Annotated in this window: 14 protein-coding genes; 5 read left to right on the top strand and 9 right to left on the bottom strand. The window is 65.9% G+C overall.

What is annotated here, in order from left to right; genetic code table 11:
- Positions 1–346: 346 nt before the first annotated feature.
- The 5 genes from dmpG to AC1DS3_RS11825 all read right to left on the bottom strand — a co-directional run bounded on the left by dmpG (position 347) and on the right by AC1DS3_RS11825 (position 6185).
- On the bottom strand, positions 347–1372 hold the full coding sequence (dmpG, locus tag AC1DS3_RS11845; RefSeq protein WP_441638656.1) for a 4-hydroxy-2-oxovalerate aldolase: 1026 nt from the start codon (positions 1370–1372) through the stop codon (positions 347–349).
- Positions 1373–1382: 10 nt separating this feature from the next.
- Complete coding sequence (locus AC1DS3_RS11840; protein ID WP_441638658.1) at positions 1383–2294, bottom strand: acetaldehyde dehydrogenase (acetylating); 912 nt, start codon at positions 2292–2294, stop codon at positions 1383–1385.
- A gap of 35 nt (positions 2295–2329) precedes the next feature.
- Positions 2330–3112 (bottom strand): 2-oxopent-4-enoate hydratase, encoded by a 783-nt coding sequence (gene dmpE / locus AC1DS3_RS11835; RefSeq protein ID WP_477127211.1) that lies wholly within the window; start codon positions 3110–3112, stop codon positions 2330–2332.
- A gap of 85 nt (positions 3113–3197) precedes the next feature.
- On the bottom strand, positions 3198–4517 hold the full coding sequence (locus AC1DS3_RS11830) for a DUF1329 domain-containing protein (protein WP_477127213.1): 1320 nt from the start codon (positions 4515–4517) through the stop codon (positions 3198–3200).
- A 105-nt stretch (positions 4518–4622) separates the two neighbouring features.
- A complete protein-coding gene (locus AC1DS3_RS11825; protein ID WP_477127210.1) occupies positions 4623–6185 on the bottom strand; it encodes a DUF1302 domain-containing protein in 1563 nt (520 codons plus the stop codon).
- Between the two features lie 266 nt (positions 6186–6451).
- Here AC1DS3_RS11825 and AC1DS3_RS11820 point away from each other — a divergent pair, with 266 nt between their 5' ends.
- Positions 6452–7318 carry an SDR family NAD(P)-dependent oxidoreductase gene (locus tag AC1DS3_RS11820; protein WP_477127209.1) on the top strand — a complete coding sequence of 289 codons (867 nt, stop codon included), beginning with the start codon at positions 6452–6454 and terminating at the stop codon, positions 7316–7318.
- Positions 7319–7344: 26 nt separating this feature from the next.
- Here the strand turns inward: AC1DS3_RS11820 and AC1DS3_RS11815 are convergent, their stop codons facing one another.
- On the bottom strand, positions 7345–8121 hold the full coding sequence (locus AC1DS3_RS11815; protein WP_477127208.1) for an SDR family oxidoreductase: 777 nt from the start codon (positions 8119–8121) through the stop codon (positions 7345–7347).
- Between the two features lie 150 nt (positions 8122–8271).
- Between AC1DS3_RS11815 and AC1DS3_RS11810 the strand changes: the two genes are divergently transcribed.
- From AC1DS3_RS11810 to AC1DS3_RS11795, 4 genes are all read left to right on the top strand, one after another.
- Positions 8272–9120, top strand: a complete 849-nt coding sequence (locus AC1DS3_RS11810; RefSeq protein ID WP_477127207.1) for an alpha/beta fold hydrolase — start codon at positions 8272–8274, stop codon at positions 9118–9120.
- Between the two features lie 94 nt (positions 9121–9214).
- On the top strand, positions 9215–9616 hold the full coding sequence (locus AC1DS3_RS11805) for a nuclear transport factor 2 family protein (RefSeq protein WP_477127206.1): 402 nt from the start codon (positions 9215–9217) through the stop codon (positions 9614–9616).
- 18 nt (positions 9617–9634) lie between these two features.
- Complete coding sequence (locus tag AC1DS3_RS11800) at positions 9635–10198, top strand: TetR/AcrR family transcriptional regulator (protein ID WP_441638674.1); 564 nt, start codon at positions 9635–9637, stop codon at positions 10196–10198.
- Between the two features lie 184 nt (positions 10199–10382).
- Entirely contained in the window at positions 10383–10628 is a 246-nt protein-coding gene (locus AC1DS3_RS11795; protein WP_441638676.1) for a hypothetical protein, read from the top strand.
- A gap of 20 nt (positions 10629–10648) precedes the next feature.
- Here AC1DS3_RS11795 and AC1DS3_RS11790 read toward each other — a convergent pair whose 3' ends face one another.
- The 3 genes from AC1DS3_RS11790 to nirD form a co-directional block, all read right to left on the bottom strand.
- Entirely contained in the window at positions 10649–13441 is a 2793-nt protein-coding gene (locus AC1DS3_RS11790) for a molybdopterin-dependent oxidoreductase (protein WP_477127205.1), read from the bottom strand.
- 65 nt (positions 13442–13506) lie between these two features.
- Positions 13507–14736 (bottom strand): NAD(P)/FAD-dependent oxidoreductase, encoded by a 1230-nt coding sequence (locus AC1DS3_RS11785; protein ID WP_441638680.1) that lies wholly within the window; start codon positions 14734–14736, stop codon positions 13507–13509.
- Complete coding sequence (gene nirD / locus AC1DS3_RS11780) at positions 14733–15104, bottom strand: nitrite reductase small subunit NirD (protein WP_441638682.1); 372 nt, start codon at positions 15102–15104, stop codon at positions 14733–14735. Before nirD ends, AC1DS3_RS11785 begins: the two co-directional genes overlap by 4 nt.
- Positions 15105–15117: the final 13 nt, after the last annotated feature.

Raw genomic sequence — 15117 nt, 5'->3', positions numbered from 1 at the left:
CCGATATCTCCAGGCAAGCCGCCGCGGGATCAGCTTTTGTGGAACCACGTGGAGATTCTGATCGAGTTTCTTTGTGGCGGGCTGGGGGCGCCAACCAGCTTGCACGGTCAATTCAGCGACTGCGAGACATCGAACGGGCGAAGTGTGCGATAGCCTTTTTGCGACGCCAGGATTGTGGTTGGTTCAGTGACCAGGTGAAAGCGTAGGCAACGCAACGGTGTCCTGCCTCACGCGTTAAGCCGACACATCGGGTTCTGCCCGACATGGCAGTCAATGGCGGCGGCGATCAAATACGGTAGGAGCGTATGCGAGTGTGCCGCCGCCAAGGGAACGCGCTTCAGGCTAGTCAGCTCAATAGCAGGCCGCGCGAGCGCGCCAAGGTCATCGCGGTGTCTTCAATCATGTCTTCCTGACCTCCGACCAGCCGTTGTCGTCCCAGCTCGACCAGGATCTCGCGCGCCGGAATGCCGTACTTGGCCTGGGCGCGCTTGGCGAACAGCAGGAAGGATGAGTACACGCCGGCGTAGCCCAGCGTGAGCGCATCGCGGTCGATGCGGATCGGCTGGTCCATGATGGGCACCACCAGGTCTTCGGCCACGTCGGCGATGCGGAACACGTCCACGCCGGTCTCGATGCCCATGCGCTCGCAGACCGCCACGAAGACTTCCATCGGCGTATTGCCGGCGCCGGCGCCCAGGCCGGCGGCTGCCGCGTCGATGCGGGTGGCGCCGCAGGCCACGGCCGCCAGCGAGTTGGCAATCCCCATGGCCAGGTTGTGGTGGCCGTGGAAGCCCAGCTCGGTTTCCGGCTTGAGCGCCTGGCGCACGGCCGTCAGCTTGGCGGTGACGTCGTGCGGCAGCATATGCCCCGCCGAATCGGTGATGTAGAGGCAGTTTGCGCCATAGGACTCCATCAGCAGCGCCTGTTCCACCAGCGTCGCTTCCGGCGCCATGTGCGCCATCATCAGGAAGCCCACGGTGTCCATGCCAAGCTTGCGCGCCATGCCGATATGCTGCTCGGAGACATCGGCCTCGGTGCAGTGGGTGGCCACGCGGATGGTGTGCACGCCCAGTTCGTGCGCCATGCGCAGGTGGTCGATGGTGCCGATGCCGGGCAGCAGCAGGGCGGAGACCTTGGCTTGCTTCAGTTCGCCCAGCACGGCTTGCAGGTATTCCTCGTCGCTATGCGCGGGAAAGCCGTAGTTGACCGAGGCGCCGCCCAGGCCGTCGCCATGGGTCACTTCGATCAGCGGCACGCCGGCGTCGTCCAGCCCGCGGGCGATCGTCTTCATCTGGTCGAGCGAGATCTGGTGACGCTTCGGGTGCATGCCGTCGCGCAGGGTCATGTCGTGCACGGTAATGCGTTGGTTCATATCGGGCTCCTTATGCGGTAGTGGCCACGGCGGGCAGCGCGCCACGCAGCATGGCGGCGCCGATGCGCTCGGCGGTGCGCGCGGCGGCGGCGGTCATGATGTCGAGATTGCCGGCGTACTTGGGCAGGTAGTCGCCCAGGCCCTCGACTTCCATGAAGATGGAGACGCGCTTGCCGTCGAAGACAGGGCCGTTCTTGAGCGTGTAGCCGGGCACGTATTGCCGCACCTCGGCAATCATGTCGTGGACCGACGCCGTGATCGCTTCCACGTCCGGCTCGTCCTCGGTCAGGCAGTGGATGGTGTCGCGCATGATGAGCGGAGGCTCGGCCGGGTTGATGACGATGATCGCCTTGCCCTGCCGCGCGCCGCCCACCTGTTCGATGGCGCCTGCGGTGGTGCGGGTGAACTCGTCGATATTCCGGCGCGTGCCGGGCCCGACCGAGCGCGAGGAAACGGTGGCGACGATCTCGCCATAGGCCACCGCCTGCACGCGCGACACGGCGTACACCACGGGAATGGTGGCCTGCCCGCCGCAGGTGACCATATTGACGTTCATCGCATTGCTGCCGAGATGTTCGTCCAGGTTGACCGGCGGCACGCAGAAGGGCCCGATGGCCGCCGGCGTGAGGTCGATCACGCGCACGCCGCGCGCGGTGAGCTGGTCGGAGTGCTGGCGGTGCACGTAGGCCGAGGTCGCATCGAATGCGATGCGGATGTCGTCTGCGGCCAAGTGCGGCAGCAGGCCGTCGAGGCCCCGGTCGGTTGTCTTCAGGCCCAGTTCRCGGGCCCGGGCGAGGCCATCCGAATTCGGGTCGACGCCAACCATCCAGACGGGTTCCAGGACGGTGCTGCGGCGCAGCTTGTAAAGCAGATCAGTGCCAATATTGCCGGGGCCGATCAGGGCGCACTTGATTTTTGCCATGGGGCTTCTTGCCTGGTTTGGGGTTGTGGGTGAGTTCAGACGAATTCGGTGCTGCACGTGCCGATCCCGTCGATGCGCAGTCGCAGGCGGTCTCCGGCAGCGACCGGAATCAGCGCCGCAAGGGAACCGGAAAGAATGGTCTCGCCGGCAAGCAGTGGAATGCCGAGTTCGCCGAGCGTGTTGGCCAGCCAGGCCACCGCTTCGGCGGGATGACCGAGGGCGGCGCTGCCCTGGCCYGTAGCAACAACGGCGCCGTTCTTTTCAAGCGCCATGGTGCAGGCGGCAAGGTCGAGGCCGGCCGGGCTCACGCGCTCCTCGCCAARCACGTAGACCCCACAAGAGGCGTTGTCGGCCACCGTGTCCTGAATACGGATGCGCCAGTCGGTGATGCGTGAGTCTACGATCTCGAAGCAAGCCGAGACCGCCTCGGTGGCAGCTAGCACATCTGCGCGGGTCACGCCGGGGCCGCGCAGGTCTCGTTTGAGGAAGAAGGCAATCTCGCCTTCGGCGCGTGGCTGGATCAGCGTGCTTGCGGCAATGGCCTTGCCGTCTGGGTATTCCATGCTGGCCAGCAGCATGCCGAAGTCGGGCTGGTGCACGTCCAGCATCTGCTGCACGGGCAAACTGGTGACGCCGATTTTCTTGCCGGTGACGCGGTCGCCTTGCGCCAGCCGCCGTGCAACGAAATGCTGCTGGATGTGATAGGCGTCGCGCACCGTGAGCGGGTGGCCACGTCCGCTCAGTGGGGCGACTGGTACGCGGGCGGTCAGGGCTCGATGAAGGTCATCGCCGAATGCGGCGATCAGTTCGGGATCCATGGTCAGACTCGATGTCAGGCGGGRCAATGCGATGAAATTCGCCCCCCTTGGCCGTAGCGGGAAGGGGGCGATGGAAGGCGTGCGGTCAGTGACCGGCACCTCGCGCCGCGTCGGGCGAGAAATAAGTCTCGTTGAATTCGGGGCTGTTGTTGAGTACCGGCATCGGCCCCTCGTTGGTCAGGCGGTCGGCGAGATACGCACCCGAAATCAAGTCATGATATGTCGTTGTGGTCGGGTAGAGGTTTCGTGCGTCATAGGMATAGACGGTTGCCGCCAGGTTGGCTCGCCACAGCTGGCCGCGCGCATCATAATTGTCCGCGGCGAGGGCGGTCCAGGTGTCCTCGTCCAGGTAAAGCACCCGCTTGGCGTACTGATGCCGGAAGCCCTCCTTGAGGGTGGCTTCCAGGATCCATACGCGATGCATTTCATAGCGCATATAGTCCGGGTTGAGGTGGCCTTTGCCCAGGATGTCCTGGTACTTGGCCGGGCTCATCAGCTTGTAGTTGTTGTACGGCACATAGATTTGCTTCTTGCCGACAATCTTCCAGTTGTAGCGTTCGCCCGAGCCGTTGAACAGGCGGTCGTCGTCGAGGGTGCGGATTCCGCCTGCGCCGTTGGGCTGATCGAAGCCAAATTCCGGGGCCTGCCGTACGCGCCGCGTACCGGGGTTGTACTGCCACGCGCGGCGGGTATCGGAGCCTTCCTTGTCATAGAATTCGTGGCCGACAGACAGCATGCCCCGGTCGCGCAGGGGCAGGTCGGTCGCCGTGCGGAAAAAGCCCCTGGTGTCGCTCTTGAGGTCGAAGTTGGCGCCATTTCGCGGCGAAAGGATCGAATAACGGACACGGCCCCAGGCGATGTTGCCGTCGCTGTATACGGCTGCCTGGTCGTAGGTGGCGGATTCGGTATTCATCGATGGGGAGTAGCGCAGGTTCCACATCAGTTCGAGGCCGCTCTTCGGGATCGGGAAGGGGACRATAGGGGGCGCGTCCTTCAATCCGTTACCGTCGGCCGTCATTTTGGTGCCGGGCGCGTAGGTGCGGATGTTCTTGTAGATCGTATCGTCGTAGCGGAAGTCACGATGGGTCGGATATACCGGCATCTTGAAGGTGTCCGGATACTTCTTGAACAGAGCCTTCTCGCCGTCGGTCAAGTGATCGGCGTACTTCGCCATGTTCTGCGCGGTGATCACCACGACCGGCTTTTCGCTGGCGTAAGGATCGGGGTAGCGCTCTCCCCGCTTCCACTGCACTCCGGGGGGGGCGCCCAGCCATTTCCCGCCCCAGGCGGGGATCTGCCCATCCTTGCTGGCGGCGCGCTCGGCGCCCATCGGGGTCAGGTTTCCATCGAGTTGCTTGAGTTCGTCCGGCGTTACCGCGGCGTACGAGGCTGCCGCCAGCAGCATGCTGCTGGCCAGCAATGTGCTGCGGATCCAAAGATTTCTATGCTGTCGTATCACGGTCTCACTCCTTTAGAGAAATCTGGCGTTGTGTGCGTTATCGCCGCCAGGTCAAAACGAATATTTCGCATTGAATGCCGCATAGCTGCGGTCGGCCAACGGTCGATTAACAATGTTCGCCGTGCTCAGGAACATCGCGTATGTCAGGTTCAGTTCGAGGTTGTTCAAATACTTGAAGGTCACGCCGACGCTCGCGCGGCGGTCACCATATCCGGTCAGCGAACCGAAGGCGCCGGCCACGGCCGACTTTCCGCTGAATTCATGCGCATACGTCAGCGGCACTGTCATGTCCCAGCCGTTAAAGATATTGAGATAGGAGAGCGACCACCCGAGCTGCAGGGCTGCCGAGTTCCTGGTGTTGGTGAGTGTGCTGAAGCCATTGACCGGCGTGACGCCAAGCACATGCAGGTAGGCGATTTCGCCCACCAGGCTCTGGGAGCTGGCGAGGAAGGTCGGTCCGATGGCGTAAATGGCCGACATCTGGCCCTGGACTGCCTGGCCGCGCGTTGCGGTGGCAGCGCCGTTGACATTCACCAGGATTGGCACGCCGTCCTTGTAGCTGACTTCGCCCGCCACGTTGGCGCCGAGAAATTGCGTCGAGAAGCTTGCCCCGGTCAGATTGATGCCACTGAAAAACTTCTGCTGGTACTGCAGGGTCGGAAACAGGGTTGTCACGACATTCGGATTCTTGTCGTGGTAGTGCAATTGGTACAAACCAAACTCGGCATCGAACACGCGAAAGCGAGTACCTACGCCCCATTGGCCGGAGTCTGGAGGGTTGATATCCGAACCGCGCGGGATCTGTCTGCCACCCGGGCCGATGATGAACTGGGCACCCGGTCCAACCACATCGGTGGTGCTGAAGTACGCGCCAGCGGGGTTGAGTTGGTTGGGCTTGTAGGTGAACTGGTAATAGCCAAGCAGGMTGAAGTTCGGATTCACCTCCCATTGCAATGAGGCTTGCGGCACCGGCAGCAGGATGTCCTTGACCTCGGCCCCCGGCACAAACGACTTGGTGGCGTCTGCCGGCCCCTGCGCGCCAGCGATGTTGGGGAAGAACAGGCTCTCGCCCCATGCCACWACCTGGTTGCCCAGCTTGACGTTCAAACGCGTGGTGTCGATGTTGAAGGCGCCATAGGCGTAGGCATCCAGCAACTGAGCCCGCTGGCCGTTGTAGTAGCGTGCGGAATCCGTAAACTCGTTGAAAGGGCCGGAATGGTTGACGGTGGCGGGTGCGTTGTTGGAATTGGAGGTGCGATAGGCCTGGTCGTAGAACACACTGCCGCGAAAGAACGCACCAAAGTCGCCGCGCTGGAGATTGGCCTCGCCAAGCACGGTGGCGCGGTTGGCGATCATGTCGCCGCGCTTGAAGTTGCGGTCGCCGTCGTCGCCATTGATGTTGGCCGGCGACAGCAGCGCGCCGCTTTGCCCGCCAGTGCGGAACGCGGCGCCGTAGGTGGCGGTAACGGAGTAGTTCAGCGACGTCTCGTTGCCGAGATCGATGGTGTTGCCGGCCCAGGCGGACGGCGTGATCGCCGCGGCGATGGCCGAAACGATGGCGGCTGGCCGTAGCCTGCGTGTGCGATGCGGTGAACCGGTTCTTGAAGTCTGCATTTGTCTCCTCCTATGGTTTTGGTGATGCGCGGTGATGCGTCGACTGGCATGTCCCGTGGCTTCTTCTTTGATGGGAAGCGTAATGAGCGAGGGAGGGCGCGGAATCGTCAGAACGGACTAGACGGTTTCCCCTAGGGCCGCGCGGTCCAGCGCGTGCACGATCAGCTAGTCCGAACGGAGGATGAGGCGCGGCGGCATGCGCGATAGCGTCGGGCATCGCCCTGCGCGGTGAGATCGCGGCGCGGGAATCACTGGGGAGGAATGCGATGCGCAGTGCAAAGGAATCCATCGTTGCGGTAGTGACGGGCGGCTCGCGTGGCGCGGGCAAGGGCATCGCGCTGGCGTTGGCGCAAGCCGGCGCGACGGTGTACGTCACCGGGCGCACCGAGCGCAGCGGCGAGGCGCCGTTGCCCGGCACCATCCACGAGACCGCGCGCGAGATCGATGCGCGCGGCGGCAAAGGCACCGCGGTGGCCTGTGACCATCGCGACGATGCGCAGGTACGCAGGCTGTTCGAGCAGGTGGGCGACGAAGCGGGCCGGCTGGACATCCTGGTAAACAACGCTACCTTCCTGCACKACGAACTGATCGAGCCGGGCAGCTTCTGGGAGAAGCCGCTGGCCCTGGTGGACATCCTCGACGTGGGCCTGCGCTCGGCCTATGTGGCGAGCTGGCATGCGGCGCCCTTGATGGTGGCTGGCGCGCGCGGATTGATGGCGTTTACGTCGTCCTTCGGCGCAAGCTGCTATATGCACGGCCMGGCCTACGGCGCGCAGAAGTCCGGCGTGGACAAGTTCGCCAAGGACATGGCGGTGGACCTGCGGCCGTACGGCGTGGCCGCGGTATCGGTCTGGATGGGCCCGCTGCGCACCGAGCGCACCATGCGGGTCTGGGAGCGCGAGCCCGACAAATACGCCGCTTTTGCGCCGAGCGCGGAGAGCCCCGAGTTCACCGGCAAGGTCATACTCGCCTTGCATGGCGACGCCGCCGTCATGGAGAAATCCGGCCAGGTGCTGATCAGCGCCGAGGTCGCGCAGGAGTACGGCATACGCGATATCGACGGCAAGGCGCCCGTGTCCTACCGCTCGGTGCTGGGCGGGCCGGTGCAGGCGCATCCCGCCAAGGTCGAGTAGGGTCGGGCAGGCGTGCGCTGGGCGGGTCAGCCGGCCTGGTGGACTGCCGCGTCGAGGAAGGCCGGACGCTCGCCGCCGCCGTCGATGACCAGGTTGGCGCCCGAGACGTATGCAGCATGCGGCGAGGCCAGGAACAGGCAGGCGTCAGCGATGTCGCGCGGGGCGGCAAGGCGGCCGAGCGGCACGGTATCGGCCACCCGCTGGAGCGTGGCCGCATCGCCGTAGTGTTGCTGCTGCGCGGCTTCGGTCAGCACCAGGCCTGGACTCACGGCCGTGACCCGCACGCGCGGGGCCCATTCCACCGCTAGCGAGCGGACTGCGTTCAGGATACCCGCTTTGGCTGCGCCGTAGGCGGCGGTGCCGGGGGAGGGCCGCAGCGCGCTGACGCTGCCGATGAAGATCTGCGTGYCGCCACTGGCCTGGGTTTGCATGCGCGCGTTGGCGCGCTGCGCCAGCTGCAGCGGCGCCACCAGGTTCAGGCGGATGATCGACTCCAGCAGGCGCGGCGAGGCATCCGCAGCGAGCGCGAAGGGCGCGCCGCCGGCATTGTGGATCACGATATCGAGCGAGCCGGCACTGTCTACGATCCGGGACAGCATGGCCTCCACCTGCTCGGCGTCGCGGATGTCGGCCGTGATGAACTCCGCCTCACGCGGCTGCTTCTCGTCAGTCTCCGGTGGCGTGCGCCCGCAGGTGAACACGTGGGCACCTGCTGCCAGGAAGCGCTCGGCAATGGCGCGGCCAATGCCGCGCGCGCCACCTGTCACCAACACCGTCTTGCCGCTGAAGTCGAATCCCGTCATCTCTGTTTTCCCTTGGTCCCGTTGCCTTGCTGGTCAGTGCGATCTTAGGGAAATCCACGGGCCGCTTCGTAGTCTGAAAGGACGATGCCTGCCACGTTGCGCATGCGCATGATTGACCGGGTTCGTCATGACTACAGGGGAGACACCGACATGTCCAGTACGTCGCCTGCCGCATTTCCAGCCGRCCAAACCATCGCCACGCCAGACGGCCTGCGCCTGCACTACCTCGATGCCGGCGCCGGCGAACCCGTGGTGTTCATCCATGGCAGTGGCCCAGGCGCCAGCGGGCACAGCAACTTCAAGCACAACGCACCGGCTTTTGCCGCGGCGGGCTTTCGCACCGTGGTGGTCGACCTGCCGGGATACGGCCAGTCATCGAAGCCGGCGGATGTGGAGTACACGCTGGACTTCTTCGTCGCCGCGCTGCGCGCGCAATTGCTGGCACTGGAACTGCCGCGCTGCGTGCTCGTGGGCAACTCGCTGGGCGGCGCCATTGCGCTGAAATACGCGCTGGACTACCCGGAGCATGTCAGCCGCCTGGTGATGATGGCGCCAGGTGGCGTAGAGGACCGGGAAACCTATTTCCGCATGGAAGGCATCGAGAAGATGGTGTCGCTGTTCACCGGCGGGCAGATGAACCATGACACCATGCGCGAACTGCTGAAGCTGCTGGTGCATGACGCCACGCTGGTCACCGATGCGCTGGTGGACGAGCGCATGGCCGTGTGCAAGGAGCAGCCGCGCGAGGTGCTGGCCACCATGAAGGTGCCCAACCTGACCGAACGCCTGGGCGAGATCGCGTGCCCGGTGCTCGGCTTCTGGGGCACGGAAGACCGCTTCAACCCGGCCGGCGGCGCCCTCAAGTTCCTGCAGGGTTGCCGCGATGCGCGCTTCGTGCTGATCAATCGCTGCGGCCACTGGGTGATGGTCGAGCACAGCGATTACTTCAACCGCGAATGCCTAGGCTTCCTCGCGGATACGGCCGAGGCCGCCGTTTAGCCTGGCCGTCCGGCCGGCGTGCCGGCAGCGCAAGGTAGATAAACGCAGGAGATAGCATGGAAGACCCGTTCAACCTGTTCCAGCGAGGAATGGAATGACCATCGACATGACCATGGCCGCGAACAAGAGCGCCGGCATGAAGGCTACCTTGCTCGATTACGTGTCCGCTTTCAATGCGGCGGACGCCGGGCGCGTGGCGGCGCYGTTTGCCGACGACGCGACCGTCGAGGACCCCGTTGGCGGCCCGGTGATAGCCGGGCGGGAGCGTATCGTCGCCTTCTACCGGCACGTGACGTCGCTCGGCGCGCGCCTGGAAGTGGTGGCGGCGCCCCGGGGTTCGCACGGCAATGCCGCAGCCTTGTGTTTCGCCGTGTATGTGCGGATGCAGGGGCAGCCGGTACGCATCGACGTGACCGATGTGATGACCTTCGATGCCGACGGGCGCATTACCGGCATGCGCGCCTTCTGGGGGCCGGATGACGTGCATCCGCAGTAAGGCGCGTGCCGTGCGGGCATGGTAAGACGTTGCCCGCGTGATGCGGCCGCTACGCGCGAGCGCATCCTTGCGAGCGCGGAGCTGCTGTTCGAGCGCCAGGGCGTGCAATGCGTCACGCTGGAGCAGGTAGCGAGCGCCATCGCCATGACACGCGGCGCGATCTACGGACACTTCCGTAGCCGCGCCGAGTTGCTGGCCGCCGTCATGGCGCGGGCGGAGGCGCATCTGGCCAGCCGGCTCGCAGCCTTCGCCGGTAGCGGCGGGGGCCTGGCCCGCCCGGATCTGGAGCGCGCGCTGGCGACGATGTTGCAGGATGAGGCTGTGCTGCGCTATGCGGGTATCGTCCTCGGCTTGCTGCACCACGCTTGCACGCCCGAGTGCGAGCTTTGCCACCTCACGGTCCGCATCCGTGCCCGCGGCAGGACGTTGTGCGATGGCCTTGGCAGGGTGCTGGGCGAGCAGGGCAAGGGCGCGCTGCTGGCGGCGCATCTATGGGGCCTGCTGAGCGCCTGTTCGCTGCGGCTGGCGCCGGTGGACCTGGTCGGGTGCGTCGGGCCGCTGCTGCGACTCTATGGTGACTAGCTGGCGCCTGCCTTGGCGCTTCACCGGCTTCCCGGCGCGTGCACGGGCATACGGGATCGCCCCTAGTCTGCTTGGACGAGGACGTTTTTCATTCCATTGGCTACCTTTGAGTCATTAGACCGTGCCGGCGCAGCGATGCAGGAGCATGGCAGAGGGAAAAGATACAAGCCAGGAGGAGACTGTCGTGAAAGCCGGAAATCGCATCACATGCTTGTTGGGCGCCGGCGCAGTGCTGGCGGTAGGTTTTGCCGCCGGTCTGATCACGGCGTCGCCACCCGCCAGGGAGGACGGCGCGAACGAACGCGCATCGGCTGCCACGACGGATGTCCGGCTGGCGGTGGATGCCGCGTCGACTGACTGCGACGATGCCTGCTGGCAGCGCCGGGGCGTCGAGGCCGTGATGTCGCTGAGTAATCGCCCACCGCAGTAGCCACCCGGTCCTGCCAGGGATCAAGCCGCTTCCGCCACCCGTATCTCCGCCAGCAGCTTCTTCAACTCCGGCACGCAAGAGCCGCAGTTGCCGCCCGCCTTCACGCAGGCGGTGACTTCGGCCGGCGTCTTCAGATCATGCTTGCGCACCGCGTCGCAGATGGTGTTGCGCCCCACGCCAAAGCAGGAGCACACGGTGGGGCCGGCGTCGGCGCCCTTTTCCATCGGCTGGCCTAGCAGCAGGCCGACGCGATCGGCGTCTTCCAGGCGGTCCTTGGCGAACAGCGTGGACAGCCACGCGCGCGAGGGCAGTTCGGGGCGCGTGCACACATAGATGCAGGCCTGGAGGCGGTCGTCGACCACGTGGCCGGCGTGGTAGATGCCGGCGGTGCGGTCTTCATACTCGATCCAGTCCGCATTGGGGTCGTCGATGCCGAGCAACTGGCGGGCCCACGCGGCGCGCTCGGCGATATTCTCGCGGCCGGCGAACTCGTAGCGCTGGAACTGGCGGCCCTGGACGCGCGTCCAGTAGGTCAGCTCGTCCGCCTGGAGGTCCTCGCGGCTCAACACGAAGCCATGCCACGACACGCGGAACTCCTCCACGCGCACCGGCGTGTGCTTGAACTCGGGCTCGCCGGAGACCGGGTCCACCACCGGGTTGACCAGCGCACCCACGCGCGCATCGGAGCTGAACTGGCTGTTCCAGTGGATCGGCACGAATACGCTGCCGCGCGGGATGCCACCGCTGTGCTGCACCCGTGCCACCATGGCGCCCCAGCGCGTGGTCACGCGAGCCAGCTTGCCTTCGCTGACACCGGATAGCAGGGCGTCCTGCGGGTGCATGTCGACGAAGGGCTCGGCGATGTGGTCGGCCAGCTTGGGCGATTTGCCGGTGCGGGTCATGGTGTGCCACTGGTCGCGTACGCGCCCGGTGTTGAGCACCAGCGGGAACTCGTCGTCGGGGGCGTGGAACGGCGCGCGCGGCGCGGTGGCGATAAAGCGGGCGCGGCCATCGGGGTGGGCGAAACGGCCGTCGGCAAACAGGCGGGCAGTGCCGCCGGACGCGTTGGCGAAGCCCCCGGGGAGCATGGCCATCACCGGCCATTGCACCGGTGAGAGCGCGTCGAATTGCTTCTGGCTCATGCCTGCCAGCCCGGCGAGGTCGAACATGCGTGGCGCGTGGGCCTGATCGCTGCTGCCCGCGTTGCGGTACGTGCTCAGCCGCGCGTGCTCGTCGAAGATCTCGTGCGGTCCGGCAAAGCGGAATCCATCAAAGCCCATGCGCGTGGCGACGTCGCACAGGATCCGCCAGTCGGCGCGGGCCTCGCCGGGCGCGGGCAGGAAGGCGCGCTGGCGCGAGATGCGGCGCTCGGAACTGGTGACGGTGCCGTCCTTCTCGCCCCAGCCAAGCGCGGGCAGCAGGACGTGCGCGGCGTCGTTGGTGTCGGTGCGCAGCATGATGTCGGAACTGACCACCAGCTCGCACTTGGCCAGCGCGCGGCGGGCCTGGTCGGCATCCGGCAGGCTGACCACCGGGTTGGTGGCGATCACCCACACCGCCTTGACCCGGCCTTGCTCGATGGCCTCGAACAGTTCCACCGCCTTCAGGCCCGGCTTGTCCGCGATGGCGGGCGAGCCCCAGAACGATTGCACGATTTCCCGGTGCAGCGGATCGGCCAGCTCCATATGGGCCGCCAGCATATTGGCCAGCCCACCGACCTCGCGCCCGCCCATGGCGTTGGGCTGGCCGGTCAGCGAGAAGGGGCCCATGCCGGGCTGGCCCACGCGGCCGGTGGCCAGGTGGCAGTTGATGATGCTGTTGACCTTGTCGGTGCCAGCCGACGACTGGTTCACGCCTTGCGAGAAGCCGGTCACCACCTTGCGCGTGGCGGCGAACAATGCATAGAAGCCGCGCAGGGCTTCAGGGTCGAGCTTGCATGCCTTGGCTACCTTGGCGATGTCGGCGCAGTCCGGGCCGGCTGCCGCCAGCGCGGCGTCCAGGCCGCTGGTGTGGGCGTCGACGAATGACTGGTCCACCGCACCGTGCTGTGCCAGGTAGTGCAGCAAGCCGTTGAAGAGCCACACATCGGTGCCGGGCTTGACCGGCAGGTGCAGGTCGGCCAGCTCGCAGGTGGCGGTGCGGCGCGGGTCGATCACCACCAGCTTCATTTCCGGCCGGGCTTCCTTGGCTTTCAACAGCCGCTGGAACAGGATCGGGTGGCACCACGCGGTGTTGGAGCCGACCAGCACCACCAGGTCCGCCAGTTCCAGGTCTTCGTAGTTGCCGGGCACCAGGTCCTCGCCAAAGGCGCGCTTGTGCCCGGCCACCGCCGACGACATGCACAGCCGCGAGTTGGTGTCGATATTGGYGCTGCCGATAAAGCCCTTCATCAGCTTGTTGGCAACGTAGTAGTCCTCGGTCAACAACTGGCCGGAGACGTAGAGCGCCACGGCATCGGGGCCGTGCTCCGCGATGATGTCCTTGAAGCCCTGGGCGACCTTGTCCAGCGCGTGGTCCCAGGACACTGGCTGCAAGGCGCCGTCGGCACCGCGTACCTGCGGGTGCAGCAGGCGGCCTTCCAGGCCGACGGTTTCCGCCAGCGCCGAGCCTTTCACGCACAGGCGGCCCTGGTTGGAGCCGTGGCTGGCGTCGCCGGCCACCTCCACGCTGCCGTTGGCATGGCGGGTGGCGCGCACGCCGCAGCCCACGCCGCAATACGGGCAGGTGGTATCGGTGACGGTGACTGAGGCGTCGGCGGACAGCAGGGTGGGCGAACCGGTGGAGAGGATGACGGGGATATCGGACAGGTTCACGTTTGCGCTCGCTGCTGGCGGTCAATCGGGGATTAGGTCGTTCAAGCGTTCRGGCGTTCACGCGTTCAGGCTGCCATGGCCTCGCACTGTGCCTTGCCGAACAGCAGCCGCTGGCGCATGGCGCCTACCGGGGCGCCGCTCTGGATCAGGTCGAAGTACCAGGGGCCGTCCTGCACGTCGCCGTACAGCACCGCCCCGACCAGCCGACCGCCTTGCAGCACCAGCCGCTTGTACATGCCGCGGCGCGGATCGCGCATGACGAGATCCTCGCTGCCTTCGCCGCCGATGAAGTCGCCGGCGGAGTAAAGATCCACGCCAGTCACTTTGAGCTTGGTGGCGGTGGCCTGCTGCACATAGCGACGATGCCCGGCGCCGGCCAGGTGCGCGGCGGCCACGCGCGCCTGTTCCCAGATCGGCGCGACCAGCCCGAAGGTGGCTTGGCGGTGCTGCACGCATTCGCCTACGGCATACACGCGCGGATCGTAGCTCTGCAAGGTGTCGTCCACCACGATGGCGCGCTCGCAGCGCAGCCCGGCCTGCTGGGCCAGTTCGATATTGGGGCGCACGCCGGCGGTCATTACCACGAGGTCGGCGCGGATCTGGGTACCGTCTTTAAAGCATACGCCGGTGACGCGGTCTTCCCCAAGGATGCCGCTGGTATTGGCGTTCAGCAAAAAACGCAGTCCCTTGCGCTCCAGCGCCTGCTTGAGCAGCGCGGCGGCGGGCTTGTCGAGCTGGCGCTCCATCAGGCTGTCGGCCACGTGCACGACGCTGACCTCCATGCCCTGGCGCATCAGGCCGTTGGCGGCTTCCAGGCCGAGCAGGCCGCCGCCGATCACCACGGCGTGGCGATGGTTGCGGGCCGCCGCCAGCATGGTTTCCACGTCCTGGATGTCGCGAAAGGCGATGACGCCATCGAGCTGGTGGCCCGGCACGGGGATGATGAACGGCTTGGAGCCGGTCGCCAGCAGCAGGCGGTCATAGCCCACCTCGCGCCCGGATTGCGAGCGCACCAGCCGGCGGCGGCGGTCGATCGCCACCACCGGATCGCCGGCCAGCAGTTCGATGCCGTTCTGATCGTACCAGTCGCGGGTGTTGAGCATGATGTCCGCAACCGTCTTCTCGCCCGCCAGCACCGGCGAGAGCAGGATGCGGTTGTAGTTGCCGTGCGGCTCGGCGCCGAACACGGTGATGTCATAGAGGTCGGGCGCGAGCTTCAGCAGTTCCTCGACCGTGCGCATGCCGGCCATGCCGTTGCCGACCACTACCAGGCGGGGTTTGGGGGGCGTGGTCATGCGGCCACCCAGACTTTGCCGTCATAGACGCGGGCCGGATACGCCGCGATCGAGTGCTCGGGCGCTTCCAGGCATTCGCCGGTCTGCAGATCGAAGTGATGCTTGTAGATCGGCGACGCCACCACGATGCGTTCGCCCAGGCTGCCGACCAGGCCGCGCGACAGCACGGCGGCGTTGGAGTTGGGATCGTAGTTGGAGATGGCGAACACCTGGTCGCCATTGCCGCCCTGATCGTCGCTGTAGCCGGCGCCCACCCGGAACACGGCGATCTGTGCCTTGTCCACCAGTGCGCACACACCGGTATTGGGCACGATGTCGCGCAGGCTGCAAACGGCGGTCCAGGCTTCGGTTTGGTGGGTGGGGCTCATGATGTTCTCCTTG

Source organism: Cupriavidus sp. 01L46 (assembly GCF_056399905.1).
Note: the sequence above shows the minus strand (reverse complement) of the source record. Positions and strands in the feature narration are given on the sequence as shown.

Coding starts and splice junctions, on each gene's coding strand:
- nirD (WP_441638682.1), bottom strand. CDS start 15,104: ATGAGCCCCACCCACCAAACCGAAGCCTGGACCGCCGTTTGCAGCCTG.
- AC1DS3_RS11800 (WP_441638674.1), top strand. CDS start 9,635: ATGGTAAGACGTTGCCCGCGTGATGCGGCCGCTACGCGCGAGCGCATC.
- AC1DS3_RS11785 (WP_441638680.1), bottom strand. CDS start 14,736: ATGACCACGCCCCCCAAACCCCGCCTGGTAGTGGTCGGCAACGGCATG.
- dmpG (WP_441638656.1), bottom strand. CDS start 1,372: ATGAACCAACGCATTACCGTGCACGACATGACCCTGCGCGACGGCATG.